At 64.5% G+C, this 24,967-nt stretch carries 18 protein-coding genes; 5 read left to right on the top strand and 13 right to left on the bottom strand.

The genetic code is table 11. From position 1 onward, the window contains the following. The first annotated feature begins 204 nt into the window (after nt 1-204). The 3 genes from OKW37_RS07270 to OKW37_RS07260 all read left to right on the top strand — a co-directional run bounded on the left by OKW37_RS07270 (nt 205) and on the right by OKW37_RS07260 (nt 3,576). Entirely contained in the window at nt 205-1,608 is a 1,404-nt protein-coding gene (locus OKW37_RS07270) for a TAXI family TRAP transporter solute-binding subunit (RefSeq protein WP_429407294.1), read from the top strand. A 160-nt stretch (nt 1,609-1,768) separates the two neighbouring features. Next, entirely contained in the window at nt 1,769-2,425 is a 657-nt protein-coding gene (locus OKW37_RS07265) for a 2-hydroxychromene-2-carboxylate isomerase (RefSeq protein ID WP_184062204.1), read from the top strand. Between the two features lie 200 nt (nt 2,426-2,625). Continuing rightward, nucleotides 2,626-3,576 (top strand): LysR substrate-binding domain-containing protein, encoded by a 951-nt coding sequence (locus tag OKW37_RS07260; RefSeq protein WP_090803229.1) that lies wholly within the window; start codon nt 2,626-2,628, stop codon nt 3,574-3,576. Here the strand turns inward: OKW37_RS07260 and xdhC are convergent. The 3 genes from xdhC to xdhA are packed head-to-tail and all read right to left on the bottom strand — an operon-like array spanning nt 3,573 to nt 8,116. After that, nucleotides 3,573-4,163, bottom strand: a complete 591-nt coding sequence (gene xdhC / locus OKW37_RS07255) for a xanthine dehydrogenase accessory protein XdhC (protein WP_429407296.1) — start codon at nt 4,161-4,163, stop codon at nt 3,573-3,575. The two genes, OKW37_RS07260 and xdhC, sit on opposite strands and share 4 nt — an antisense overlap. A 31-nt stretch (nt 4,164-4,194) precedes the next feature. Then, the gene (gene xdhB / locus OKW37_RS07250) at nt 4,195-6,564 is read right to left on the bottom strand and encodes a xanthine dehydrogenase molybdopterin binding subunit (RefSeq protein ID WP_429509786.1); all 2,370 of its coding nucleotides are present in this window, start codon (nt 6,562-6,564) and stop codon (nt 4,195-4,197) included. A gap of 34 nt (nt 6,565-6,598) precedes the next feature. Further along, a complete protein-coding gene (gene xdhA, locus OKW37_RS07245) occupies nt 6,599-8,116 on the bottom strand; it encodes a xanthine dehydrogenase small subunit (protein ID WP_429407298.1) in 1,518 nt (505 codons plus the stop codon). A gap of 386 nt (nt 8,117-8,502) precedes the next feature. On the opposite strand from xdhA, the gene OKW37_RS07240 reads away from it, so the two are divergent. Further along, nucleotides 8,503-9,714, top strand: a complete 1,212-nt coding sequence (locus OKW37_RS07240; RefSeq protein ID WP_184055477.1) for an MFS transporter — start codon at nt 8,503-8,505, stop codon at nt 9,712-9,714. A gap of 115 nt (nt 9,715-9,829) precedes the next feature. Here the strand turns inward: OKW37_RS07240 and OKW37_RS07235 are convergent, their stop codons facing one another. The 6 genes from OKW37_RS07235 to OKW37_RS07210 all read right to left on the bottom strand — a co-directional run bounded on the left by OKW37_RS07235 (nt 9,830) and on the right by OKW37_RS07210 (nt 18,690). Further along, complete coding sequence (locus OKW37_RS07235; RefSeq protein WP_090803222.1) at nt 9,830-11,119, bottom strand: oligosaccharide flippase family protein; 1,290 nt, start codon at nt 11,117-11,119, stop codon at nt 9,830-9,832. 31 nt (nt 11,120-11,150) lie between these two features. Continuing rightward, complete coding sequence (locus OKW37_RS07230) at nt 11,151-12,887, bottom strand: hypothetical protein (protein ID WP_429407301.1); 1,737 nt, start codon at nt 12,885-12,887, stop codon at nt 11,151-11,153. A 58-nt stretch (nt 12,888-12,945) separates the two neighbouring features. After that, nucleotides 12,946-13,860, bottom strand: a complete 915-nt coding sequence (locus tag OKW37_RS07225) for a glycosyltransferase family 2 protein (RefSeq protein ID WP_429407303.1) — start codon at nt 13,858-13,860, stop codon at nt 12,946-12,948. A gap of 157 nt (nt 13,861-14,017) precedes the next feature. Then, nucleotides 14,018-15,223 (bottom strand): hypothetical protein, encoded by a 1,206-nt coding sequence (locus tag OKW37_RS07220; protein WP_184062219.1) that lies wholly within the window; start codon nt 15,221-15,223, stop codon nt 14,018-14,020. Between the two features lie 4 nt (nt 15,224-15,227). Next, nucleotides 15,228-16,328, bottom strand: coding sequence for a glycosyltransferase (locus tag OKW37_RS07215; protein WP_429407305.1), 1,101 nt, complete (start codon nt 16,326-16,328; stop codon nt 15,228-15,230). 142 nt (nt 16,329-16,470) lie between these two features. After that, complete coding sequence (locus OKW37_RS07210; RefSeq protein WP_429407307.1) at nt 16,471-18,690, bottom strand: GNVR domain-containing protein; 2,220 nt, start codon at nt 18,688-18,690, stop codon at nt 16,471-16,473. 221 nt (nt 18,691-18,911) lie between these two features. On the opposite strand from OKW37_RS07210, the gene OKW37_RS07205 reads away from it, so the two are divergent. Continuing rightward, on the top strand, nt 18,912-19,295 hold the full coding sequence (locus OKW37_RS07205) for a hypothetical protein (protein WP_090803213.1): 384 nt from the start codon (nt 18,912-18,914) through the stop codon (nt 19,293-19,295). 463 nt (nt 19,296-19,758) lie between these two features. Here the strand turns inward: OKW37_RS07205 and OKW37_RS07200 are convergent, their stop codons facing one another. The 4 genes from OKW37_RS07200 to OKW37_RS07185 all read right to left on the bottom strand — a co-directional run bounded on the left by OKW37_RS07200 (nt 19,759) and on the right by OKW37_RS07185 (nt 24,319). After that, nucleotides 19,759-21,003, bottom strand: coding sequence for a glycosyltransferase (locus OKW37_RS07200; protein WP_184062222.1), 1,245 nt, complete (start codon nt 21,001-21,003; stop codon nt 19,759-19,761). Between the two features lie 92 nt (nt 21,004-21,095). Continuing rightward, nucleotides 21,096-21,980 carry a polysaccharide deacetylase family protein gene (locus OKW37_RS07195; RefSeq protein WP_184062424.1) on the bottom strand — a complete coding sequence of 295 codons (885 nt, stop codon included), beginning with the start codon at nt 21,978-21,980 and terminating at the stop codon, nt 21,096-21,098. 61 nt (nt 21,981-22,041) lie between these two features. After that, a complete protein-coding gene (locus tag OKW37_RS07190; protein ID WP_429407309.1) occupies nt 22,042-23,295 on the bottom strand; it encodes an NAD(P)-binding domain-containing protein in 1,254 nt (417 codons plus the stop codon). A gap of 34 nt (nt 23,296-23,329) precedes the next feature. Then, nucleotides 23,330-24,319 carry a carboxylate--amine ligase gene (locus OKW37_RS07185; RefSeq protein WP_429407311.1) on the bottom strand — a complete coding sequence of 330 codons (990 nt, stop codon included), beginning with the start codon at nt 24,317-24,319 and terminating at the stop codon, nt 23,330-23,332. Nucleotides 24,320-24,967 lie beyond the last annotated feature (648 nt).

The raw sequence follows: 24,967 nt of genomic DNA, 5'->3' as shown, positions 1-24,967 counted from the left end.
TTTGCACCGGCATCATGCCAGCGCTCATGCCGGCGTTCACCGCGGTGCTCACCATTTGTTACGCGTTTGTCGGCGTGACGGGCGGCTACGCGTTTCGCGGCCGCGCCAATCTCAGGTACCATCGGCGCGACGCGTGCTGGCGCGCGCCGCCCAAGCCGCCTTCGCGCATTCGAGCCCGATCGACCGCCGCTTTCAGATGATCCGATGAAGCCTGACACCGGCCGCACCCGCCCTACCCATCTCGTCGCCCGTTTTGTCGCGATCTCGTGGCGCGACCTGGCGGTCTCGTTCGGCCCGCTCGTGCTGCTCGTGATCGTCGCAATCTGGGCCGCCGTGCGGCTGATCCAACCCGCCCCGCCGAATACGCTGACGATTAGCGCCGGTCCCGTCGGCAGCACCTTCTGGATCGCCGCACAAAAGTACAAGACGATCCTTGCGCGCAATCGCATTACGCTGAACGTGCTGGCCTCGCAGGGCTCGCAGGAAAATCTGAAGCGGCTGTTGGACCCGAACGCGGACGTCGACGTCGGCTTCGTGCAGAGCGGCATCGCGCCCGCCGGGCTCGACAAGGACAAAAGCCTGATGTCGCTCGGCAGCGTCGCTTACGTGCCGCTCGCGATCTTCTACCGCGGCGCCCCCGTCGACTGGCTGTCCGGGTTCAAGGGCGAACGCCTCGCGATCGGCCCCGAGGGCAGCGGCACGCGCGAGCTCGCGCTCGCGCTGCTGAAGGCCAACGGCATCGTGCCGGGCGGTCCGACCCAATTGCTGCCGCTAACGGGCGACGCCGCCGCCGACGCGCTGATCGACGGCACGATCGACGCGACCTTCCTCGCGGGCGACTCGGCGCAGCCGGCCGTGATGGTCAAGCTCTACCGCACGCAGAACGTGCGTTTCTACGATTTTTCGCAGGCCGACGCGTACACGCGCCGCTTTCCGTACCTGACGCAGCTGAAGGTGCCGATGGGCGCCTTCGACCTCGGCAAGAACCTGCCGGCGAACTCGATCAGCATCGTCGCGCCGACCGCCGAGCTGATCGCGCGCGATTCGCTGCATCCGGCGCTGTCCGATCTGCTGATCGAAGCCGCGCGCGAGGTGCATGGCGGCGCGACGACGATGCAGCGCGCCGGCGAATTCCCCGCCCCGCTCGCGCACGACTTCCCGCTTTCCGACGACGCCGCGCGCTACTACAAGTCGGGCAAGAGCTTCCTGTACCGAACGCTGCCGTTCTGGATCGCGAGTCTCGCGGACCGCCTGCTGGTGATCATCGTGCCGCTGATCGTGCTGCTGGTGCCGGCGCTGCGCATCGTGCCCGGGTTGTACGCGTGGCGCGTCAAATCGCGCATCTATCGCTGGTACGGCGCGCTGATCGCGATCGAGCGCAGCGCGCTCAGCGAACATGCGTCGGCCGAACGCGCGTCGCTGATCGAGCGGCTCGACACGATTGAAGACTCGGTCAACGGCATGAAGATGCCGCTCGCGTACGCGGACCAGTTCTACGTGCTGCGCGAGCACATCGGCTTCGTGCGGCGGCGGCTCACGGAAAGCCGCGACACGCGGGGCGGGCTGGACGAGGCCGACGAGCAGGCGGCCGATAAAGTCAAAGGCTGAGCGCCCCTGACGGCACCGCCGGAACCTACGCCCACCGGCCGCCACCAGGGGATATCGACCGGTGCAAGCCGGGACCGCACCGCGTAAGATCGCTACAATTTTGATGAGGTAACGGACGCACCGTCCGCATCGTCCGACACAGGCAATCCGGGAGACATTTATGACCGTTGGCATCGACGCCCAACAGCGGCAGTGGTTTTACGATTTCGTCTCGCCGTTCACCTACCTGTTGCTCGAGCAATACGACAAATGGCCCGGCTTCGACTTCGCGTTCACGCCGGTCGTGCTGAACGATCTGTATCGCCACTGGGGCCAGCGCTCCGCGTACAGCGTGCCCGCCAAGCGCACCTTCATGTACCGGCACGCGCTGTTTCGCGCGGAGCAGCTCGGCATTCCGTACAAAATGCCGCCCGCCCATCCGTTCGATTCGATGAAGCCGCTGCTGCTCGCGACCGCCGCGAACGGCGACGTGCAATTCGTGCGCGAGATTTTCCGCTTCATCTGGCGCGAGGGGCGCGATCCGTCGAGCGACGAAGCGTTCGCCGAGCTGTGCGAGCGCGTCGGCAAGCCGGACGGCCCGGAACTGATCCAGGACGAAGCCGTGAAGGCGCAATTGCAGCGCAATACCGCCGATGCGGTCGAACTCGGCGTCTATGGCGTGCCGACGTTTCGTCTGAACGATCAGCTGTTCTGGGGCGAGGACGCGCTGCCGATGGTGCTGTACTGCGCGCGCACGCCGAACTGGCTCGAATCGCGCGAGGTGAAGCGGATCAGTTCGCTGCCATGGGGGCTGCCGGACAAACCAACACCGGCATAACGCGGCGGCCGCAGCGGGCCGCGCCCTGGTTGCGGCTTCGGCCCGAACGAATCGACGCCGGCAGGCGTCGCGCTGATGCCGGCCATACCGTGCCCGCTATGCCGCCGAAGCGCAAACGCGCCTAAGGTTAAGCTTTCGCACCCCACGCGCGCGCCGCGCGGCGAGCTCATCGGCAGCGCCCGCGCCGCCACGCTTCGATCATGGACGACACCGCCGCCTCCCTCGATATCTGGCTCGTGCGCGTGCTGCGCACGCTGCTCGTCGAGCGCAGCGTCACGCAGACCGCGTTGCGGCTGAACCAGACCCAGCCCGCGATCAGCACCGCGCTGCGCAAGCTGCGCGACACGCTCGGCGATCCGATTCTGGTGCGCGGCAAGTCGGGCATGGTGCCGACCGAATACGGCGAGTCGCTGCTCGCGGCCGCGCAGCGCGTGTTGCGCGATGTCGATTTCGTCGCGACGCCGCATGGCGATTTCGACCCGGGCCGCTCGCGCCGCACTTTTCGCGTCGCCGCGCCCGACTATCTGAACGACTTCTTCATGCCGACCGTGATCGCGCGGTTTCGCGAAGCGGCGCCGCATGCGCGGCTCGAAATCGAATCGCTGGGGCCGCTGCTCGATCATTCGGCCGCGCTCGACGCCGGCGAACTCGATCTGGTGATCGGCAACTGGCCGAAGCCCGATCCGCGCTTCGAGCGCAGTGACCTGTTCGCCGATACCGTCGTGTGCATGATGCGCGCGGACCATCCGCTGACTCACGAGCCGCTCACCCGCGAAGCCTATCTGGCCGCGCCGCATCTCGCGCCGACACCCTACAGCGGCGCGCGCGGCGGCGCGATCGATACCGGCTTCGCGCGGGCGAAGGCCAGCCGGCGCATCGTCGCGACGCTGCCCTACTTCGGGCTCGTCGCGCAGACGCTACTGCAATCGGATCTGATCTTCACGACGACGCGGCGCTTCGCGATGCACTACGCGAGCATGTTGCCGCTCGCGGTCGTCGACGTGCCGATCGCGTTTCCGCGCATCCGCTGCTATCAGTTGTGGCATCCGCAGCCGGATCGGCCGAGCGATATCGGCTGGCTGAGGACGTTGATGTCCGAGGTGTCGGGTGAGCTGGTCGCGCGCAAGCCCCCGTTGCGCCGTATGGCCTAAACCGTGATCTGCTCCGTTGCGCGGACGTGGTTCGCGGCCTGCCCCAACGCATGAACCGTCGCGGCCTGCCGTGTCCTCAGTCGCAGCAGTTGCGCGCACACCGCAATCGCGATCGCGGCGGGCGCCTTGTCGATGATCCCTTCGACGCCGATCGGGCAGGTCATCTCCGCGAGCCGCTCCAACTCCACGCCTCGTTCGAGCAGTCGCCGCTCGAACTTCACGCGCTTCGTGTTCGAGCCGATCATGCCGAAGTAGCTGAAATCACGCCGTCGCATGATGCGCGAGGCCAGCGAAAAATCGAGCGCATGGTTGTGCGTCATCACCAGAAACCACGCGCCGGGCGGCGCCGCGTCGACGATCGCCTCGGGCGTGTCGGTCGCTTCGACCTGCACGTTGGGCGGCGTTTCGTCGGGGAACAGCTCGTCGCGTTCGTCGACCCACTGGACCACGCACGGCAGGCTGCCAAGCAGATGCGCGAGCGCATGGCCGACGTGTCCCGCGCCGAACAGCACGATGTGCATCGGCGCCGGCCGCGGTGCAAGCTCGGGTCCGCTCCCGCCCGGAGAACAATTCAGGCGTGCTTCCATATTGCGCTCCCAACTCGTTTGCCACTCGCCATCACGCCTGCCGCGCGGCCGCCGTCGCGGCCCGCACCGCGCCGACCGCCTTCAGGATTTCCTCGCTGGTCGCGGGTGCATTGAGCGGCGGATTGACCTGATGGCCGCCGACCGCCGACACCGCGTCGCGCACCGCGAAGAACACCGAGAACGGCAGCAGCAGCGGCGGCTCGCCGGTCGCCTTCGAACGATGGATGCTGTCTTCCGCGTTGCGGTTCCTGAACAGCCTGACATTAAAAACCGGCGGCACGTCGTTGACGGTCGGGATCTTGTACGTCGAGGGCGCGTGCGTCATCAGCTTGCCGCCCGCGTCCCACCACAGCTCCTCGGTGGTGAGCCAGCCCATGCCCTGAATGAACGCGCCTTCCACCTGGCCGATGTCGAGCGCCGGATTTAGCGAGGCGCCGACGTCGTGCAGCGCATCGGCGCGCAGCACGCGCATTTCGCCGGTCAGCGTGTCGATCACGACTTCCGATACCGCCGCGCCGTACGAGTAGTAGTAGAACGGCCGTCCTTGCAGCTTCGACTGATCCCAGTAGAGCTTCGGTGTCGCGTAGAAGCCGTCGGACCACAACTGGATGCGCGCGAGATAAGCCTTCGCAACCACTTCCTCGAACCGCACGGCGACCTCGCCGACCATCACCCGATCATGCGCGAAGCGCACGTCCCGCGGATTCACGCTGCCCGCGCCGAAGCGCTCGGCCGCGAACGCGGCGAGCCGCTCGCGCAACTGGCGCGCGGCGTCCTGCGCGGCTTTGCCGTTCAGGTCGGACCCGGTCGACGCGGCCGTCGCAGACGTATTGGCGACCTTGCTGGTATCGGTCGCGGTCACCCGAATCCGGTTGAAACCAACGCCGAGTTCATGCGCGACGACCTGCGCGACCTTCGTGTTCAGCCCCTGGCCCATTTCGGTGCCGCCGTGGTTCACGAGCACCGAGCCGTCGGTGTAGATATGCACGAGCGCGCCGGCCTGGTTGAAGTGCGTGACGTTGAACGCGATGCCGAACTTGACCGGCGTGAGTGCCAGGCCCTTCTTCAGGATCTCGTTGTTCGCGTTGAATGCGTCGATCTCCTTGCGGCGCGCGCGATAGTCGCTGGTCGCTTCGAGCTCGTCGATCAGCTCGTGAATCACGTTGTCTTCGACCACCTGGCCGTACGGCGTCTGGTTGCGCTCGGTCTTGCCGTAGAGATTGCGGCGGCGCACGTCGAGCGCATCGATGCCGCACGAGCGCGCGACGTTGTCGAGGATGTACTCGATCGCGAACGCGCCCTGCGGGCCGCCGAAGCCGCGAAACGCCGTGTTCGACTGCGTGTTGGTCTTGCCGCAGAAGCCGTCGATCGAGACGTCCGACAGCCAGTACGCGTTGTCGAAGTGGCACAGCGCGCGCGTCATCACCGGGCCCGACAGGTCGGCGGAAAAGCCGCAGCGCGAGGTCATGTCGACCGCGACGCCTTCGATCACGCCCTCTGCGTCGTAGCCGACTTCGTAGGTGTAGTGGAAATCGTGACGCTTGCCGGTCACCATCATGTCGTCGTCGCGGTCCGGGCGCAGCTTGACCGGGCACAGCAGCTTCCACGCGGCGAGCGCGGCGCAGCACGCGAACAGCGCCGACTGCGATTCCTTGCCGCCGAAACCGCCACCCATGCGCCGGCATTCGATCAATACGTTATGCGATGCAACGCCCAACGTGTGCGCGACGAGGTGCTGCATTTCGGTCGGATGCTGGGTCGAGCAGTAGACGTGCATGCCGTCGTCGTCCTTCGGCACCGCGTACGAGATCTGCCCTTCCAGATAGAACTGCTCCTGGCCGCCGAGCCACATCTCACCGGCCTCGCGATGCGCGGCACGCGCCATCTTCGTGCCAGCGTCGCCGCGCGCGAGCTTCATCGGCGGCAGCACGAACTGGTTCGCGGCGCGCGCCTGCTGCGCGCTCAGCACCGCCGGCAGTTCCTCGTAGACCACCTCGGCGCGCCGTGCGCCGAGCCGCGCCGCCTCGTGCGACGTCGCGACCACGATCAGCATCGGCTGGCCGACGTATTGCACGACGCCGTCGGCGAGGATCGGATCGTCGCCATGAACGATCGGGCCGACGTCGTTGACGCCGGGGATGTCGTCGGCGGTGAAGACCGCGACGACGCCGGGCGTCGCGCGCACCTTGTCGAGCGCGATCGAGACGATCTTCGCGTGCGCCTTCGACGACAGCCCCAGCGCCGCGTGCAGCGTGCCGGCCAGCTCGGGAATGTCGTCGGTGTAGGTCGCGCGGCCGCTTACGTGCAGATGCGCGGACTCGTGCGGACGCGACACGTGCACCTGGGTGAAGTCGTCGAGTTCCTGAACCTCTTTCAGGAACGGTTCGGCTTGCTGGTTCATGGTTGTGTTCTCCGTATCCTTGAACGCGCGGGGCTCAGGCGCTCGCGCCGGCCGGCGCGACCGCGCGCACGTCGAGCGCGCTTTTCGGCAGCGGCTGCCGCGCGCGCGTTTCGAGCCAGAAGCGGAACAGCGTGTTCTTCGCCGCTTCGAGGCGGTAGTCGCTGCTCGCGCGCATGTCGGTGAGCGGCGCGTAGTCAGTGCCCAGCGCGAGCATCGCGGCCTGCGCGGTCGCCTCGTGCCATTCGGCGTCGCGCAGCACGGCTTCGGCCTGGAGCGCGCGCTTCGGCGTCGCGGCCATGCCGCCGAACGCGATGCGCGGCTCGCGGATCGCGTCGCCGTCGGCGATGAACGAGAACGCCGCGCAGACAGCCGAGATGTCCGAATCGAAGCGCTTCGACAGCTTGTAGGTACGAAAGCGCAGGTTCGCGCGCGCACCGCCGCGCGCGGGCACCTTCAGGCCGACGACGAACTCGTGCCCGGCCATGTCCTGCTTCTGATACGCGAGGTACAGGTCTTCGAGCGGCATCTCGCGCTCGATGTCGCCGCCCCGCACGATCACGCGCGCGCCGAGCGCGATCAGCCCCGGCATCGAATCGCCGATCGGCGAGCCGTTCGCGATGTTGCCGCCGAGCGTGCCGGCGTTGCGGATCGGCAGCGACGCGAAGCGCTGCCACATTTCGGTCAGCTCCGGGTACTGCTTCGCGATCTCGGCATACGCTTTTTCGACGCTGACGCCGGCGCCGATCTCGATCCAGTCGTCATTGGTTTCGAGCTTTTGCAGCTCGGCGATCTGTCCGACGTAGACGAGGTCGCCGAGCTCGCGCATCTGCTTGGTGACCCACAGGCCGATGTCGGTGCTGCCCGCGAGCAGGCGCGCGGCCGGTTCCTGCTGTTTGATCCGCGCGAGCGCCGCGACCGTGCGCGGCGCGGCGAAGCGCTGGCCCGCGTGCTCGTACTGAAACGTGTCGCGGCGTTCGAGCGTCGCGAGCGTGTCGGCGAGCGCCTTTACGTCGACTGGCGCTTGCGGCGCGGGCGCGTCGAACATGCGCTCGGCCGCGTCGACGATCGGCCGGTAGCCGGTGCAGCGGCACAGGTTGCCGGTCAGCGCATTGCCGATCGCCTCGCGCGACGGCACCGTGCGGTTCGCGCAGCCATGCTCGTGGCCGTGCTTCTCGTAGAGCGCCCACATCGACATGATGAAGCCCGGCGTGCAGAAGCCGCACTGCGAGCCGTGGCAGTCCACCATCGCCTGCTGCACCGGATGCAGCGAGCCGTCCGGCTGGCGCAGGTCTTCGACCGTGAAGAGCGCGCGGCCGTCGAGGGTCGGCACGAACTGGATGCAGGCGTTGACCGCCTTGAACTCGACGCCGCCCGCCGGATTGCGCTCGCCGATCACGACGGTGCAGGCGCCGCAGTCGCCTTCGGCGCAGCCCTCCTTGGTGCCGGTGCAATGCGCGTCCTCGCGCAGATACTGCAGCACCGTGCGGGTGACGGGCGCGTCCTCGATTTCGCGGATCGCGTTGCGGTGATAGAAACGAATCGGCTCGGTCATGTCTCGGTGCTCTCGTCTGTTCCGTGTTTGCGCGGACACGCCGCGTCGATGGTTTGAAAGCTATCACCGTCAATAAACGCAACCCATAGCTCGAATCGCATGGGGGACATATTCCTCGCGCGATATCGAGGTGGATTTGCGTACGGCAGCGCTTATGTTGATCTGACGCTTTTGCTGTTTTTATCGATTTTTGCCGGTTTAGCGGACATGCCAGATTTTGGCATGCCCCTCGCCTCGCCGAACAATCTCGCGCTAGCGGCTGAAAACCGACCTTTATCACGTCACAACCCGCCATTGATTCGTCCCATTTTTAAGCAAGCCCTGCAAGGGAATCGGTTCCATGGGAGAATCACGCCTTCCCGCCGAATTCAAGTGTGGTTTTCCCGATGTCCACCGACTCCGCGTCCGCCCGCAGCGAATTTGCGACGACCCTGCAGATCATTCCGGTCGTCTTTTTCACCTTTCTTTGCTACCTCGCGATCGGTATTCCGCTCGCGGTGCTGCCCGGTTATGTGCACGGCGACCTCGGCTACAGCGCGGTGCTGGCCGGCGCGGCGATCAGCGTGCAGTACCTCGCGACGCTCGCGTCGCGGCCGCTCGCGGGCCGCTCGGCCGATACGCTCGGGCCGAAGCGCACGGTGTCGATCGGTCTGCTCGGCTGCGGCGCGAGCGGTGTGCTGCTGTTGCTCGCCGCGCTGACCGGTCGCTGGCCGGGGCTGAGCCTCGCACTGCTCGTGTGCAGCCGGCTCGTGCTCGGTTTCGGCGAAAGTCTGTGCGGCACCGGCGCGATTCTGTGGGGAATCGGCCGGGTCGGCACCTCCAACAACGCCCGCGTGATTTCGTGGAACGGCATCGCGACCTACGGCGCACTCGCGATCGGCGCACCGCTCGGCGTGATGATCTCGCGCTCGATCGGCTTTACCGCGCTCGGCATTCTGGTGATCGCGCTCGCGGGGCTCGGCTATTACCTCGCGCGTCTGATCGCGCCGGTGCCGGTCGTGCACGGCGAGCGGATGTCGTATCGCAGCGTGTTGACGCGCGTGCTGCCGCACGGTATGGGTCTCGCGCTCGGCTCGGCCGGCTTCGGTTCGATCGCGACCTTCATCACGCTGTTCTATGCGGCGAAGCACTGGCCGAATGCGGCGCTGTCGCTGACGCTGTTCGGCACGCTGTTCATCGGCGCGCGCCTGCTGTTCGCGAACACGATCAAGACCTACGGCGGCTTTCGTGTGGCAATCGCGTCGTTCTCGTTCGAATGCGCGGGTCTATTGATGCTGTGGCTCGCGCCCGAGCCGCATATCGCGCTCGCGGGCGCCGCGCTGACCGGCTTTGGCTTCGCGCTGGTGTTTCCGGCGCTCGGCGTCGAGGCGGTCGGGCTCGTGCCGCCGGCGAGCCGCGGCGCAGCGCTGTCCGCGTACTCGGTGTTTCTCGATCTGTCGCTCGGCATTACCGGGCCGCTGGCGGGGTATATCGCCGGCGAGTTCGGTTACGGCTCGGTGTTCCTGTTTGCCGCGATCGCGGCTGCCGCGGCGGTCGTGCTGTCGACGGTGCTGTATCTGCGCAACGCGAAAGTAACCAGTCTGTCTACCGCGCAGTAAGCACTCGCAGTGAACGCGCGCAACGAACGCGCGGCGCTGACGCAACAAGGCCGCGACGCGCAAAGTCTTCACGACGCGCGCCGCGGCCATTCGATCCCACTGTCCATCCTCGCGGCTAATCTCTCTCCGCCGCCATCTCCTGCTTGATCGTCGTCTGCGCGCGCACCGCGATCTGGCCGTGATTGATTCGGCTCGACACGTTGTACACGCCGATCAGCATGAACAGCTCGGTCGCGGCCACCGAGCACGCGGTGCCGACACCGCCCCAGAAGTAGATGCTGATCGGTGCCTGCACCAGATGGAACAGCGCGCCGTAGATATAGATCCGCTTCAGCAACGACTGATTGCCCGACGCGATGATCGTCAGCATCACCTGGGTCGTCGTCATGCCGACGATCGCCGGCACGAACACGAGAATGCGCAAAATGCGGAACGTCTCGCCGAACGCCTCGCCGAGAAAACGTCCGACGAACCATTCGCCAAGCACCGTAAAGCCGACCAGAATCAGCACCGCCGACGCCGCGAACGCGACCATGAAGCCGCGGTTGACCTTGTGGATATAGGCGATGTCGTTGCGCTCGTAAGCGACGCAGATCTTCGGAAAGAACGCCTGGATGGCCGGCGCCGTGCACGCGCGTAGCGCGTTGGTGAGTCGCTCGGCCGCCACGTAATAGCCGACCGCGCCCGGGCCGCTGATCATGCGCAGCATGATCACGTTCGCGTACATGTACACGGACGTCAGCGCCGAACCGAGAAAGATGTGATACGCCTCTTTCGCCTCGGCCATCACGTCGGCCCAACTGACCCGCACGCTCAGCAGGATCTCGCGCTTCCAGATCAGCGCGCCCATCAGGATCACGCCGCACACGAAGGTCGGCGCATATTGCAAAGCGGCCGCGAGCATCACGTCGTCGCGAGTCCTCACGAACAGGAACAGCGGAATCAGCAGACCCACGCGCGTCGCGAGCAGCGTGCCCGCGAGCACCGGCAGGCGCTGCGTGCCTTCGTAGAAGCAACCGGGCGTCAGCACGCCGCCCCAGATCACGAGCGAGCCCAGCAGCGTCGCACCGCGCTCCTGCGGCGACATGTGCGCGGCGAAGGCCCAGCCGACCAGCACCAGCGAGCACAGCAACGCGAGAATCGCGCGGCCGATCGTGGTCGACCAGTAGATGCGGTTCACGACCTCCGGGTTATCGATGTGCACCGCCACCTTGCGCGCGCTCGACAGGCCGAAGCCGAAGTCGACGATGACGAGAAGAATCTGCGAAATCGATTGCGCGTAACCGATCACGCCCAACCCGGCCGGCCCAAGTACGTGCGACAGATACGGCAACGTAACGAGCGGCAGCACGTAGTTCAGTGCGTACACCGAATACAGCGCGATGATGACGTTTCTCGTCGACACAATCGTCCTGTTTGCAGTAGGCGGTTAAAACTCAGGTCGAAAAAACAGAATACGACACGAAAGCAGGTTCACTTAGTGCGATATCGATCTTGTTGTAGCGATCGTCTTCGCCATTTGCGTTCAACACCGCGCTCTTCACCGCATTGCCGATCAGATTGCTTACCACGGTCTTGTAGTTGGCATCGGTTGCGTCGGTTGCGAACAGGATTTCGGCGAGTAGAGCATGGCCGCGTGTGGCCGCGCGCAACACCACGCGGCCCGAGGTCGAGCGCAGCACGTTGATCGCGATGCGCGTCGTCTCCTGCGACACGGTCTGGTTTCCGCAATGCAGCGCCGCCGCGACGCCGCCGCGTTCGTAGCCGACGCCGAGATTCAGCGCATGCACGAGGCTCGCGTCCTTGCCGCCCGCGATCGCGCCGCCGCCCGGATACGCCTTGGCGTAACCGACGATCGTGTCACCCGCGCGATCGCCGAAATTGCCCTGAATCGTGATGCCGTCGAGCGGTGTGCTGCCCGGCGCGGTCGAACTGCCGTACACGAACTGCGGGCCGTCGCAGCCGGCGTTCTCGTCGTCCTGGCCGGGACGGTAGCGATTGCCGACGATCGTCGCCGCCTGCTGGTAATCGATCTGGATGTGGCAACTCTGACCGGGCGGCACATCGAGGTACGACGGATGGCCGCGCGTCGAGAATTTCCAGCGGCCGATCTTGCCGTCGCCGCCGCAACCGTTGCGCGAGAAGTAATTGCCGTTCACCACCTTGCCCCAGTTGCCGCTCTTCATATAGACGCCGGCAAAGCCATTGCGATCGAACACCGCGCCGACGATCAGCGACTCCGCGCCGAGAATCACGCCGTGTCGCGCGTTCCATTCCCAGCGTCCGCCGATCACCTGCCAGAAGTTGTCGACGATATCGGCGCCGGCCGTATGGCAGAACATGCCGATGCAATTGATCAGCGAGCCGTCGGTGTGCTCGGTCGCGTAGAAGCCGCGCTCGCACATGTACGCATAGCAGCGCTCGAGCGTCGAGGTGACGCCGAGTTCGTAGCCCGCGCGCGAAAAACCGATCGCCGTGCAATGACTAGCCCCGGCCGACGTACCGAAGTGGATGCCGATCGCCGTGTTGCCGGTGTGCGCCGGGTAGTTGGCGAGGTAGTAGATGACCTTGTCGTAATGCGCGGGCCGCACCTGCACATGCTCGACGAACGCCGAGTCGCCCAGCGTCAGCGCCGCCGACCTCGGGCCGCCCGAGTCCTGTCTCTCCAGCACGGTCGCCCCCATCGCGATGTCGGTGATCACCACGTATTCGCCGCCGCCGTCGCCGCGCAGTCTCGAGCCGTTCGCGGTGGTCAGGTCGCCGGTGTAACGCCAGATGCCGCGCGGTAGATACAACCCGCGCGCACCGCTCGCGAACGCTTCCCTGAGTTCAGCGCCGCAGTCGTAACCGGACGCGCCGCGCTGGATCGCCGCCAGCCGGTGCGGATCGACGAAGCGCGCGACGCTGACCTCGAGTCCCGCGACGATATCGCTGAGCGTCTTCAGATAGCTCGGTGCAACCGGTTCCGATGCGGCACGCTCGGGCACGGACGCGGCGACGCGCAGGATGCCGCCGGCGCCGTCGCCCGCGCCGTTACCCATACTCGCGAACGCGCCGCGCTCGCGCAGCGCGTGCCCGGTCGCGCGCGCGATGCCCAAATCGGCTGTGCTTGCACTGGCCCCGGCCAGGCCGCCGAGCAGGAACGTCTTGAGCGCCTGTCGCCGGGTTTTCATCTAGCCTTCCCCCATTGCGTTACTCCGTTCTTTTTTCACGTCGAGACATCGACAGGCATCAGTCCACCGTGATGCTTTGCCCCTGCTCGGCGGCCGCCGGACGCGCGCTCACGGTCATGGGCACCGGCACCGCACGCGCCTTCGCGCTGCGACTCAGGCCCTGCACGCCTGGCGGTCTGAACAGCGGCACACGATACTTGCGGCTGAAACGCCACAAGCTGTTCATATGCCGGCGCCCCGCCTTGCTCAGGAAGCCCGCTGCCGACGCACGCTGATGCTCGTGCGTGAGTCGCGCGCCCGGCACGCACAGCACGCGGTAGCCCGCCTGCCAGATGCGCGCGCAAAAATCGACGTCCTCCATATAGAGAAAGAAGTGCTCGTCCATGCCGCCGAGTTCGCCGAATAGCGCGCGCCGCACGATAAAGCCCGTGCCCAGCACCCAGTCGGCCTCGAACGGCGTGCCCGCGGCCCACGCTTCGCGCATCATGTGGTTGTCGATGCGGCGCTTGAACGCGCCGAGCCGCCCGAGCGGCGACCGCCGGCCGAGTATGTCGAGCACCGAATAAAAGCGCCGCGCGGAAAACTGCCGCTCGCCATCCGGATAGACCAGATCGAGACCGACGAGGCCGACATCCTTCTCCGTTCTGAACAACTGCACCGCCTTTTCGAGCGATGTATCGACGAAATAGGTGTCCGGGTTCAGCACGAGCACGAGTTCGCGCAGACAACCGACCATGCCGAAATTGACGCCGGCTCCGAAGCCGCGATTGATCGACGTTTTGACGAGCCTCACTCCCGTCGGAAGCGTCTCCCTCAGATAGGAAAACGAATTGTCGGGTGAAGCGTTGTCCACCACGACGATGTCCTCCTTATCCGCAATCGAAAGTTCTAGCACGGAGCGCACGCAATTTCCGACCAGTTTTGGCGTGTTGTAATTGACGATCACCACGCTAAACATTCCCTTCAGGTTCATCCCCACCTCCTGCTTTACATCAGGTGTTCGTGGAATTACCCCCAAACACGGCTTTCTGGTTCTTGCACCTTGCTTCGCGCTGTTCGCGCGCACTACCGACTACCCACTGCTCGTCCGCGCGATGCAGACGATCTGGAGCGCACTGCCTTCTGGTTCGCTACGTGCTGTCTGGACGCGGTCCGCCCACGTAATCGAACACTGGCAATGTCATCAGGATGAAGACAAACGGAATCACTTCGATCGATTGATAGAAGAGCGTTTGAAATAGAGCGGCCCACATGCACAACGAAATCCGGCTCGCGCTGCTCGCGAGTTTCGTCACCGATATCAGCACGCCGTAATAGAAGATCGCGCCCATCAGGCCGATATTCAGAATCTGCTGCAGCACGCTCGATTCGACGACGCCGAACTCCTGTTTCACCGGCTCGGGTGCCGAGTTCGTGACGAGCCCAAAGTACGTGCCGGCGATCACGTTGACCGGCAATACGAGCGACTTGGCCTTTTCCCATGCTTCGGTGCGCCCGTCGTTGCCGTCCGATTGCAGATCGGTCGCGCCTATGATCCGTTCGGTGCCGACGTTGACGACACTATCGTTCTGACTGCTCACCGCAACGCCGAAGATCATGATTGCCATCGTCGCGAACACGGTGGCAACGATCAGTTTCGCGTTTCTCGTGATGAACTGGATCGGCGCCTGCACGAACGCGAGCCCGAACGTGCCGAGAATGATCAGCATGCCGCTACGCGACAGCGCCGAGAAAATCGCGAAGCTGAGCACCGCGCACGCGAGGCCCGACAGCACGTTCTTGCGCACCAGATAGTCGACGCCGCACAGCGACGCGGCAATCGCGACGAACAGCGGGTAGTGCAGATAGCTGCCGGTCAGCGACGGCGCGCGCAGATTGTCGAAGCCGTACGTCGCGCCGGGCAGATCGATCGGGAAGACGTTCTGCTGCTGCGCGAGCGCGACACCCGCCTCGATCAGCGCGATCAGCACGAGCCCCGCATAGGCGACCCGCGGCTGCACGAAGCGCCTCTGATAGTTCGAGATCGCGTAGAAGTAGATGAACAGCGTGAAGATGAAGACGAACAGATAGGACGGCCCGAACTCACCGGTGAGCGCGAGCGTCGCGACGATCGACAGCCCGGTCGAGAACAGCATGCCCACGAGGAAGCCGAACGACAGGCGTCCTTCGTCACGGAAGTAAGCGGCGATCGCCGTCGGCGAGATGTACCACACGAGCAGCCCGACGATGCCGCCGACCTGGATCAGATAGGCGGCGTCCTTGCCGATCAGATACTCGAGCACGCCGCGCGAGGCACACAGCACGACGGCCAGCAGATAGGCGATGGTTGCGATCATGGTGTCAGGCCTGATACGCCACGGAGGCGTTGACGTTGACCGGATCACCGCGGTAGATGCGCTCGATCACGTCCTGGAACTCATCGATTTCGCAGACGTTGAGCAAGCTGCCGTCGTGTTCGACGCCTTCCGCGCCGAGCGGCGTCGAGACGACCGGCAGTTTCGCCGCGAGCATTTCGAGCGTCTTGAGCTTGACGCCGGCGCCCGACAGCAGCGGCACCACGCCGATATCGGCGGACTCGAAGTACTTGCCCGGATTTTCGACGAAGCCGGTCACGCAAATATCGTCGCTATTCAGGCGCTTTACGCGGTCGCTCGGATCGGAGCCGACCACGAACAGCTTCAGTTGCAGGCCGCGCCGGCGCAGCGGCAGAAAAATCGTGTCGATGAAATTGAGCAGCGCCTCTTCGTTTTCACGGCGTTGCATCGCCCCCCAGAACAGGATGTTGCCTTTCTCGACCGTGTCTTTCGAGCGCCGCACTTCCTTCAGAAACGCCGGCAGTGAGATCGGCACGACCTGCAACGTGCCGACCCCGGGGTACAGGCCGTTGATCAGCTGCGCGTCCTTGCTGGACAGCACGAGCACCTTGTCGGCCAGCTTCAGCAGACGCTGCTCGAGCATGAAGGTCTGCCGGGTGAACAGCCATCCTTCGATGGACTTGACGCGCAAGATGACCTGGATCTGCAAGTCATGCGCGCACATCACGATCTTCACGCCGTCGTGGAAACGCTCGCGCAGATTCTGGGCATACGCAAAGCATTGCGAGAACTCGAGCCGCACGGTGTCGTATCGGTTCCTGTCGACGAGCTCGCAGAGGAACTTGCCGATCGCGGGCTTATAGCGCGAGAACAGGCGCGGTGAAAAAGTCAGCGGATTCGCGAGGAACGACGGAATCAGGTCGAACCGGCTCACGTACTGGATGTACACGTTGCGCACGTTCGCGCGGAACTCGATGGCTTTTTCGTCGACCGGCACGCGCGACACGATCAGCACGTCGAGCTCCGACTCCGCGCTCAGTTTGATCAGGTAGTCGTAGGCCAAACGGTGGCCAGCTTGCGGCGCGTTTTTCTGAGGCAGAAAAGGCGTGACAAATAGCTGTTTCATCCGAGTAGTCCCTTGCCTGTACGGTATGCGCTCGGCAGGCGCGGCCGTAAGATCCCTTCGCATTGCCATGTTGGTGTTCTGATCGGTCCAGTCGGGCGCTACGCCCCGCACCGCGGGCGCGTCGCGAACCAGGCGCCCGGGCTTATCTGTCGTACGGTTTGTAGATGTAGGCTGCGTAGCGATAGCGTCCGTAGCCGTAGCTGTAGCGTCCCGGCCGCATCCGCAGTCCGTTCATGATCACGCCGCGCACCGGCAGGCCGACCTTCTGCATCTGGCGGACCGACTCACGCAGCTCGCCGATGCCCGTGACACCCTGACGCGCGACGAAGAACGTCGTACCTGCCACGCAGGCGAGCCGGACCGCATCCGCGGCGAGCAGCACCGGCGGTCCGTCGAGCAGCACGACGTCGTAGCCGGTCGCGACCTGGCGCAGCACCGCTTCGAGCCGTGTGTTCGACAGCACGTCGCTCGGGCTCGCCACCTGGCGGCCGCTCGCGATGAAGTCGACACCCTGGAAACGGGTCGCGCGAATCAGCTCTTCGGGACGGTACGCGCCCTGGATCAGATCGGTGAGGCCAGGACCGCGATCGCCGCCGAGATGCCGATGCAGGAAGCCGCGACGCAGGTCGCCGTCGATCAGCAGGACGCGCTTGCCGGTCGCACCGATTACCGCGGCGAGATTCAGCGACACGAACGACTTGCCGATGCCCGGCGTCGGGCCCGTGATCAGCACGATATGGTTGCGCGCCTTGGTCATCGTGAATTCGAGCGCGGTGCGAAAGCCACGCAGACTTTCGATGGCCGGATCGATCACCGCTTCGCCCGCAAGCACGAGCGCCTTCGATTCCGGACGGCGACGGCTGTGCGCGAACCGCTCTTCCTGACGGCTGAACGGCACGCTCGCGTAGACCGGCAAACCGGTGCGCAACTCGACTTCGTACGGATCGTCGATCGCGTCGAACAGACGCTGACGCACGAGCGCGATCACCGAGCCGACGAACACGCCCAGCATCAGCGCGCCGATGATGATCAGCAGCGGCTTGGGCCGCACCGGCGTATCGGGCGCGACAGCGCCGTCGACGATGCGCACGTTGCCGGACTTACCCGCCTTGATCAGCTTCAGCTGTTCGAGCGTATTGCGCAGCGACGTATCGAGCTCGGTGCCGACCTGCACGTCGCGCTGCAGGCGCAGCACGTTCTGTTCGAGCGGCGGCAGCGATTGCGTCCGGCTCGCGAGATCTTTCGCTTCCTGTTGCGCCGCATGCAACTGCGCGTTGACCGACTGCACGGCCGGATGCTGGTCGGTGAAGCGCGTCAGCAGTTCATTGCGCTTCTGTTGAAGTTCCGCGAGCCGCGTCTGCGCCTGAACCGACAGCTGCAGCAGGTTGGTCGCTTCCTCGCCGAGATCGACGGTGCCATGCTTCGCGCGGAAGTCGTTGAAGCGCGTTTCCGAAGCGGAAAGCTGCTGGCGCATTTCCGGAAGCTGTATTTCGAGGAAACGGATCGAACGCTCCGCTTCCTCGGATTTGCGCTTCAGGTTCTGGCTCACGTATTCGCCAGCGATGGTCGCGAGAATCGCGCTGATCTTCTTCGGATCGCTGCCTTCGAGCGACACGCCGAGGATGTCCGATTCCTTGCCTTTTTCCGAGATCGTCAGCTCCTTGCGCAGCTTTTCGGTCGTCGTCAGCGCGGACTGGCGCCGCACTTCGAAGGTCGCGCCGGGATTCGCCTCGATCCGGTCGACGACGAGCGTGAGCGGCCCGTAGTTGGTCGTCGCGCTCAGCGGTTGGCCGACCGTGCCTTCGAGCTTCAGCTTGCCGTATTGCAGCTCGTAGCTCGATCCCTCGCCCATCTTCAGCACGAACGGACGGTCGAATAGCTCTTCGGGGACGTCGAATTTCGACACCGTGATGCGCTCGTTGCCGTACACGTAGCCGTGCGGTCCCGGCGTCGACAGATGATCGGAGTGACGGGCGAGCCAGCGGCCGAACAGCGGGAAGTAGCGCGGCGCCGCTTCGATGTCGAGATTGAGCTTGTCGACCGCGCGGCCCACCACCATGCGCGAGCCGATCACCTGTGCCTCGCCTGACGTCGCGGTCTTCACGTCGAACATCGCGGACACGTCGCCGATCACGCTCCTGGACGAGGTACCCGCGTTCTCCTCGACCTGCACCAGAATGTCCGCGCGATACACGGGTTGGGAGAACACCGAATAAGCGATGCCGAGCGCGACCGCGATGGCCGTCGTGATCGCAATCAGCTTGCGATTGTCGTACAGCGCATCCAGATAATTCGCGAAGCCTGCCGGCGCATGTTCGCTGTTGTTGTTGCGGCTATCGAATGGTGCACTGCTTTGGTTCATGCGAGTTCTCCCAAAGTCTCTAACGGATTGCCACTTGTTCCCGGCGCCGGGACCGGCACCTCGCCGCATCCAGTCACGCCTGTGTCCAGCGAGCTGACCGCCTCGATCGGACGGGGGTAGCTGATTGACGCCACATCGGCTACCTTTGTGTGTAACAGCGCCTATGCGAGGTCGGCTCTTTTCCCTAACATCGCACCACATGCTTTCTTACGGATCCCGAAATGAAAAAACTTCTTGCCGCCGTCATGCCCGTCTTGCTGAGCGCCCAGGTGGGTTACGCCCAGAGCATCGTGTCCGCCGCCTCTTCGGCTTATGCGCCGAGTTATGTCGCCAAACACTCGCAACTCGACGCGATGACGCCTCATGCGGCCAGTTCCACCACGCTCTACGGCTCCTCGTCGGATTTCGCGTACGCTAAAAAGAACCGCTATGTCGCGCCCAACGTGTACACCCAAACCAAAAACAGCCTTCCGAAGCAGAAACGTACAAGCGTTGCACAGCCTGTCCGCGGCAAGAACTCAGCGGACCCCTACGGCAGCGATTTGTGGAATTCAGACCAGACCTACGCGTCTCCCGAGACCGCCGATCCGTACAGCGTGCGCTGAGCTGTAGCGCATCACCGTCTGGACCCCCCGTATCGCCGATGTGGCCGCTTGCGGCCACATTCCTGTTTGGTTTGAACTGACTGCCGGGCCCGGTCGCGAAGATTCCCCGATTAGCCGCGTCTCGTCCGCCGTTTTTCCACGCAAACGCTCACGACATGCACATGCTTTTGTTCTGATGAGTCTGGCTTTTTCGCCGACCCATTGAGCCGGTCATCGCCAACTCCGCGCCGTCACCGCGGCTTCGTTTACTCTGTCGAGCCACGCGCTTCAGCGCTCGATAAAATGCCTTTCCTTGGCGATCATAATATTCAGAGAGCCCGTCCTTACAACGTTCGGCAGCGCACACAAAAGCCGATTGCTACAGGATTGCTTCAGACAAATCACGCGATAAAAAACACGTCTTTAAAGCGACGATAACGGCACGGATATACACGCCGTTTGCCACAATCAGCGCCGACTATTTTCAGGGCGCCGGACGCGGATTATCCGCATAGCGCGCGCGACGGCGCGACGGCGCGACGTGCGTCGAACTTTCGCCAATGTGCATGATTTCAGCCAGACGCCGCGCGTAATGCTCGGGCAGATATTCTTCGACGTCGTACTTTCTGTGCTCATCGGCCAGATGAATGGCGAGTTCGCCGAGCGCCTGTTTCAGGCTGCCCGGTTCGAACTTGAACTTGATCTTGTTGCCGACCGATTCCGCGGTCACCGCCATGCTGCCGCCGTCGCGAACCAGCACCGGCAGACCGAGCATCGCCGCCTCGATCACGACAAGCGGCGCGTTCTCCGCGCCCACCGACGGCACGACCACCGCATCGGCGAACTCGCGCATGGCGGGAAACAACTGTTGCTGCGGCATCGTGCCGAACAGGATCAGCTTGCGCTGTGCGATCAGCGACGCGTAGCGCTGCTCGATCGCCGCGCGGTCCGGGCCGTCGCCGTACACGCCGATGCAATTGATGCGCTCGAAGCCCGTCGCCTCGCAGAGCGTCAGAAATTGCAGCAGGCCTTTCTCCGGCGAGATCCGTCCGACGAACGCGATGTTGAAGCGCTCCTTGTCCCGCACCGTGACGATTGGCATCGCGCTCGGCACCGCCGACGGATTGTGCACGATGACCGTATTCTCGATGCCGACGCGATGCAGCGCCTGCTGCATGAACAGGCTCGGACACAAGATCCTGTCGAACACGCGCGCGGGCTGATAGGCCGCGCGCACCGCGTGCCACCACGCCTTCGTCATCAGATCGTGCACGAGGCCCTTCGGCGTCGGCCGCAACGTGAAGACCGCGCGTGTGCGCAGCACGTCGAGCGGCAGAATGATCGGACGCTTATCCTTGTCGAAGTACTGCAGCGACGGGTTGTAGTAGACGAGGTGATAGTCGTGGCAGGTGTGATACGCGCGATAACCGAACTGACGCTCGTGCCGCGCGATCACGCTGAGAATCGAAGGCGACAGCACGTTGTGGTAGTTGTGCACCATCAGCCGATGCGGCCGGAAACGATGCAGCGCCTTTTCGAGCGCGCGGGCGGCGGTCGTGTTCCAGGAGCGCGACAGCATCGTCGAGCGCGCGGAAAACTGGCTATCGTCGAAACGCTCGACCTCGACGCCGGGCAGCGTGCCCAACAGCTCGGCCGATTGTTGATAGACCACTTCCGCGCCGCCCATGTGCGCGTAATCGTTGATCACCAGTACCCTGCAGCGCTGCATGTCCCCTCCTGTCGTATGCCCCTCGTGCCGTCTCGCGAAAAACCCGGACGGCGTTGCCCGGACGAATCGCTTCGTCCAGGCGCTCCCTCTGTTCAAAACTGCGGAAACTTGCCGCGCCAGCCTCCACCCTCGCGCAGATAGCGCAGAAACAGCGCAATGCCGCTCAATTGCGCCGCGAAGCGCAGCGTCGATGCCGCATCGTCGATGATGATCGTGCGCAGCCGGTACGGATCGGTGTGCTGATCGTTCCAGCCGATGTCGCAGGTGCGCGCGGTTTTGAAGCCGGCGGCCCGCACGAACTCCACTTCGCGTTCGCCGTAATTGCCGTTCGGATACGCGAAGTGCTCGCACGGTTGTTGCAGCAGCGCCGCGATCTCATGGCGGCTGTCGCGGATTTCGGCCTCGCTTTCAGCGTCGCTGCAATGCGTGAGGATCGGATGGAAGCGCGTATGCGCCTGGAAGTCGATGTGCTCGCGCATCGCCTGCATCGCTTCGATCGACAGGCCGGTCGGCCGGTCATCGCCGTCCTGCTGGTAGCCTTGGGCCGCCAGCGCGGCGAGGCGCTCGTCGTTCGTCATCCGCTTCAGACGTTCATGGCCGACGCGCAGCGAGCCCGGATGCAGCCACCAGTGACTGCGCGGCCGTCCGACGATGCGGCTGCACAGGAAGATCGTCGGGCGCACGTTGTGCTTGACGAACACGGGCAACAGCTTCGCGTTGCCCGCGTGACCGTCGTCGAGCGTGATCGCCACGCGTGGCCGGCCGCGGCCGGGCGCGCTGACGTCGGTCAACGGCACGAACTCGCACAGCTTGCCGAGATAAGTCAAGTGACGGTCGAGCGTGTCCGGATCGGGATCGTGATAAAGCAGCACGGCCACGCGATCGCGCCACAGCACCTTGCGCGTGAACCACGCGAGACCCGAAATCAGGACGAAGCCCGCGAGCATCTCCTTCACGAGCGTCTTGTAGCGCTTCATGCGGCGCCCGCGGTCGCTGTCGGACAGGTGCGAGCGCGCAGACGCGCCCGTTGCTTGGGTCTTATTCACCTGAGCGCTCCGGCATGGGTGCATGGGCGACGGGCCACGTGCGTTGCCGCGCACCCGCTTTCAACGAACCGATAATGTGCCGCGCCACGGTCGGCGACGCGTGCTTGGTTCCATAGACGAAGCGCATCACGGGCCCGAAGCTGTGCGCGCACGCGGGTCCGATCACATAGAGGCCGCGCACGCGCGTTTCGTAGTGCGACGTCAGGTCGGGCATGCCGCCCTGATTCGAAATCGCGTCGGCCAGATCTTTGGACAGGAACGCGTGCTGCCGCATGTCGGTTTTGAAACCGGTCGCGGCGATCACGTGATCGGCGCTCACCCGCGCTTGCTTGCCGTCGCTCAGCACGTTCAGTACGACGCGGTCGTTTTCGACCGCCGCGGAGCGCACCACGGTGCGATGCGAGATCTGCACCTTGCCGACCACGCGATCGTGCAGCCACCACGCGCCGGACGCGCCGTACGTATGCTCCATGATCTGCTTGCGGCGTCGCGGGTCGAGCATGTGGAACACGCCGGGAAACTCGGACAGGAACAGCGAGCGCCAGCCGCGCCCCAGTCCCGCGTCGGGCCCCTTGATGCGCGACAGGATGTTGCGACCGCCGTGCGGCCGCTCGTGCCACACCACGCTGCTCTCGCGCATCAGCACGTGTGCGCGCGCGCCGAGTTCGTTGAGCAGCGCGGACAGCCCGAGCGCCGACTGCCCGCCGCCGACGATCGCAATGTCCTTGCCGCGCGCCCACTCAAGGTTCCCATACAGCTCCGAATGCGACGCATATTGCGCCGGCAAGTCCCGCAGCGCCGGCGGGGTTTGCGCGAAGCCCTTCAGGCCGAGCGCGATCACGACTCTGCGCGCGGCGAGCGAGCGGCCGTCGCTCAGCGACAGCTGGAACTGATCGCCGACGCGGCGCAATGCGAGCACGTCGACCGGCTGGATTTCGCCGACCAGATTCGACTGGAACCACAGCCCGTACTCGACGAAGGTTTCGAGCGGCAGCGCCATGCCGAGCGGTTGGTAAGGCAGCCCTGTCAGGCGGCAGTAGTCTTCGACGGTAAAGCCGCTGCGCGGCGCGTGCAGGCTCGACGCGAAAGCCTCGGAGCGCAGCAGCATGCCGGGCGGCATGTAGTTGCGCCACGCTCCCATCGGTTCCCCGAGGATCTGGTGATCCACGCCGGCGGCCTTCAGATGCGCGGCAAGAGATGACCCGTAGGGCCCCGCGCCAATGATGATGGTATCGGTCAAAGACATGCTGGTCTCCAGGGGAACGGCTTCGTTGCCAGCGTCAGGCTTTGGCCTGACGCGACTCGGGCGCCCTGATCGCTTTTTTCCAGCTGCGCTTCATGCGTCGCAGCGGATTCATCACGACATAGTGCTGCAACGCTGGGAACGGATCGTTCCAGCGGAAATAGCCATCGAAAATTTTCGTGCGCTCGCTCAGCAATTCGGGCGGCGGCCGATCGGAAAACGTCGCGCGCCACGCGACCGATTGCCGGCTCAGGCGCTCGACGGGCAATGGCAGGCCGAGTTCATGGCGGTACGCGGCAAGCGGAATGTTGACGCCGCACAGCGTCGCGATCTCCTCCTGCCAGTCCGTGCGGCCGACCGTGGGCTCGACCATCACGAACTCGTTGTAGTTGTCGTCCCACTTGTACTCGATGCTGCCCATGCCGTCGAAACCGGCCAGCTCGGCGAAGCGCCGCGTCAGCGGTTCGAGCGTCCCGCGCGCTTCGGGCGCGGCCACGCAGATCGCGGTATTGCCGACGCCCGGCGGCGAGCTCAACACCTTGCGGCCGGTGAACATGCTGACCATGTTGCCGTCGGCGCCGCGATAGAACAGCGTGAAGTGGATGTTGCTGTCAGGCCCCTCGATCCACTCCTGCGCGATGATGCCACCCGGCGTCGCGAGCATCGCGATAGCGCGATCGCGTGCATGCTGCAGCATGTCGACGCGCACCGCGCGTTCTTTCTCGCCGCGCAGCACGTTGCGCTTGTCGTCCGGTTTCAGCACGCACGGGTAGCGCAATTCGGCCAGCCGTTCGATGTCGGCAAGCTTATCGAGCACGACCGAGCGCGGCACCGAAAAGCCATGCCGCTGCGCGAATTCGTGAAAGCGCGCCTTGCTCGACAACATCTTGACGGTGTCGTCGGCCGGCAAGCGGAACCGATACCAGTGCGACAAAGCCGCCCGATTTTCCGACACCGCATGCACCGCGTCTTCGTCGGTGAGAATCAGAACTGGCAGACGATCGAACCGCTTGCCGAGTTCGATCATTTCATCAACGAATATTTTCCCGACAAAACTCTTTACCTGATGCGCATGAACGTGTCGGCACCACGTCGCCGCGCGGGTCCTCGTATCGACTGCGATAACCGGAACGCGGGCCTGCGCGAGCGATCGCGCCACCCCCAGTCCGTTCAACTCTGCTCCAACGATAACCCCTGCCGATTGACCTGAGTCGTATGCGCTCGCCATAGTGTCGATATCCTTGCTTCGTACGTGCGTGGACCCTCGAAGACAGTCTTCGAGACTCCACGCGATCGAATTATCGAATCGGATAGAAATCCTTTTTTGTCGCCTCGCGGGGGCGCTTTGGCGTTAAAGCTTGGTTCCGGCGGCATGCATGCATGAGCGCGGCAGGCACGTCCTGGCAAGCGCCGTGTGTCGAATCATGGTCTTGCGATTTACCGCAGCGTGAGCATTGCGCTGCTCTTGCCTTGACCTACTTTACGTTTCGGCCTGATCTCGATACGTGCGCCGGCGCACAGAGAACAATAGAAAGTAAGAAAGGAAGAAAACCCTTTAGAAAGGCGCAGAGCCTTATTCCGTAAGGGTTTCGGAGATTTCGCCATTGTTATGTAAAAAGGTTGCGAAGCATTAATTTATTGCAACGCAATAATGGCGGGAAAAAACTTTCTAATG

The organism is Paraburkholderia sp. MM5482-R2, assembly GCF_050436125.1.
GTDB lineage: Bacteria > Pseudomonadota > Gammaproteobacteria > Burkholderiales > Burkholderiaceae > Paraburkholderia > Paraburkholderia tuberum.
Note: the sequence above shows the minus strand (reverse complement) of the source record. Positions and strands in the feature narration are given on the sequence as shown.

Bases quoted from the DNA above. Each gene is read 5' to 3' on its own strand.
- OKW37_RS07225 (WP_429407303.1), bottom strand. From the start codon at position 13,860: ATGAACCTGAAGGGAATGTTTAGCGTGGTGATCGTCAATTACAACACG.
- OKW37_RS07210 (WP_429407307.1), bottom strand. From the start codon at position 18,690: ATGAACCAAAGCAGTGCACCATTCGATAGCCGCAACAACAACAGCGAA.
- xdhB (WP_429509786.1), bottom strand. From the start codon at position 6,564: ATGAACCAGCAAGCCGAACCGTTCCTGAAAGAGGTTCAGGAACTCGAC.
- OKW37_RS07215 (WP_429407305.1), bottom strand. From the start codon at position 16,328: ATGAAACAGCTATTTGTCACGCCTTTTCTGCCTCAGAAAAACGCGCCG.
- xdhC (WP_429407296.1), bottom strand. From the start codon at position 4,163: ATGGAAGCACGCCTGAATTGTTCTCCGGGCGGGAGCGGACCCGAGCTT.
- OKW37_RS07230 (WP_429407301.1), bottom strand. From the start codon at position 12,887: ATGAAAACCCGGCGACAGGCGCTCAAGACGTTCCTGCTCGGCGGCCTG.
- OKW37_RS07270 (WP_429407294.1), top strand. From the start codon at position 205: ATGAAGCCTGACACCGGCCGCACCCGCCCTACCCATCTCGTCGCCCGT.
- OKW37_RS07195 (WP_184062424.1), bottom strand. From the start codon at position 21,980: ATGAAGCGCTACAAGACGCTCGTGAAGGAGATGCTCGCGGGCTTCGTC.
- OKW37_RS07190 (WP_429407309.1), bottom strand. From the start codon at position 23,295: ATGTCTTTGACCGATACCATCATCATTGGCGCGGGGCCCTACGGGTCA.
- OKW37_RS07220 (WP_184062219.1), bottom strand. From the start codon at position 15,223: ATGATCGCAACCATCGCCTATCTGCTGGCCGTCGTGCTGTGTGCCTCG.
- xdhA (WP_429407298.1), bottom strand. From the start codon at position 8,116: ATGACCGAGCCGATTCGTTTCTATCACCGCAACGCGATCCGCGAAATC.
- OKW37_RS07265 (WP_184062204.1), top strand. From the start codon at position 1,769: ATGACCGTTGGCATCGACGCCCAACAGCGGCAGTGGTTTTACGATTTC.
- OKW37_RS07205 (WP_090803213.1), top strand. From the start codon at position 18,912: ATGAAAAAACTTCTTGCCGCCGTCATGCCCGTCTTGCTGAGCGCCCAG.
- OKW37_RS07260 (WP_090803229.1), top strand. From the start codon at position 2,626: ATGGACGACACCGCCGCCTCCCTCGATATCTGGCTCGTGCGCGTGCTG.
- OKW37_RS07200 (WP_184062222.1), bottom strand. From the start codon at position 21,003: ATGCAGCGCTGCAGGGTACTGGTGATCAACGATTACGCGCACATGGGC.
- OKW37_RS07185 (WP_429407311.1), bottom strand. From the start codon at position 24,319: ATGATCGAACTCGGCAAGCGGTTCGATCGTCTGCCAGTTCTGATTCTC.
- OKW37_RS07240 (WP_184055477.1), top strand. From the start codon at position 8,503: ATGTCCACCGACTCCGCGTCCGCCCGCAGCGAATTTGCGACGACCCTG.